Origin of the sequence: Nocardioides antri (genome assembly GCF_008373765.1) — a bacterium.
Taxonomy (GTDB): Bacteria; Actinomycetota; Actinomycetes; order Propionibacteriales; family Nocardioidaceae; genus Nocardioides; species Nocardioides antri.
This window is the reverse complement of record NZ_VUJW01000221.1, coordinates 1-450: the sequence shown is the minus strand read 5'-3', so window position 1 is coordinate 450 and position 450 is coordinate 1. Positions and strand designations below refer to the sequence as shown.

Below are 450 nucleotides of genomic sequence, written 5' to 3'. Positions count from 1 at the left end.
TTTTCCCCGAACTCCTCCCGCCCTACCCTTACTCCAAGTCGATTTCCGACGACCCTATCGCTGCCGCTGAGAGGATTACGGTACCCGGCTACCGTTATCTGCCTGTCCATCGCGAGATCTACGGCTACTCCCCGCGCCCTATCTATGCCCACAACTACCCTCGCTCTCTCGATTATTACAGGCCAATCTACCACGTGCCAAGACGCGTGCGACGTGGAGTTGATCCCTTCGACGCCCACAAGGCATGGCAGGACCATCTCGACAGGCTGGCTGCCATCGACCGGCTGTACCCATCTCGCTACGGACTCTACCTAAAGGACCGGGCCTACCCCATCACCGACCTTACCGCACCCCTCATCGACCCCCTTAAGCCTAAGAGTCTAAAAGGCATCGAATATGAGCCGGACAACAAGCCCCACTGGGGAACAGCCGCGGCTTACTAAGAGGCGG

1 protein-coding gene is annotated in these 450 nt (G+C 58.7%); it reads left to right on the top strand.

What is annotated here, in order from left to right:
• Nucleotides 1–443, top strand: a 443-nt coding sequence (locus tag F0U47_RS23060) for a hypothetical protein (RefSeq protein WP_149752387.1), incomplete at its 5' end; no start/stop codon positions are given.
• Nucleotides 444–450 lie beyond the last annotated feature (7 nt).